The sequence below is a fragment of the Streptococcus mitis genome (genome assembly GCF_003942685.1).
GTDB lineage: Bacteria > Bacillota > Bacilli > Lactobacillales > Streptococcaceae > Streptococcus > Streptococcus mitis_CD.
The window spans coordinates 1-510 of the sequence record NZ_RJNR01000055.1 but is presented as its reverse complement, the minus strand read 5'-3'; the positions used below and the strand labels follow the sequence as shown (position 1 = coordinate 510).

The 510-nt window shown below is 44.3% G+C and carries 1 protein-coding gene; it reads left to right on the top strand.

Annotated elements, in window-relative coordinates:
* Nucleotides 1-510, top strand: a 510-nt coding sequence (locus D8855_RS10680; RefSeq protein ID WP_419991692.1) for a mucin-binding protein, incomplete at both ends; no start/stop codon positions are given.

The following is a 510-nucleotide window of genomic DNA, read 5'->3' as shown; positions in this document are numbered from 1 at the left end:
ATAAAGTGGTCTCTCCAACCATCGCAGGTTACACAGCGGATAAATCAGAAATCCCAGCTGTAAGTGGAGTTCAAGCGAAAGACCAAGACCGTGTTGAAACAGTTACTTACCGTAAGGATGCTCAAAAAGCTATTATCCGTTATGTAAGCACTAACGGTAACCGTGTTCTCACAACAGATGAAGTGACAGGTAAGTCAGGTGAAGCCATTGCCTACAGCACAACAAGTCAAATCACAGAATTCAAGAAACAAGGCTATAAGCTTGTTAGCGATGAATTCACAGCGGGTGGTGCGAAGGTTTATGACTACGATACAGCACGTGACCAAGTCTACACTGTAACCCTTTCAGAGCGTGTTGAACCAGTTAACCCAGATAACCCAACTCCACAACCAAACACACCAGTTAATCCAGGACAACCAGATAGCCCACGTTGGCCAGGAACCGTTGAAAACTTGGATAACAAGGAAAGTGTTAGCCGTACCATCCATTATGTTTACGAAGATGGAAGTA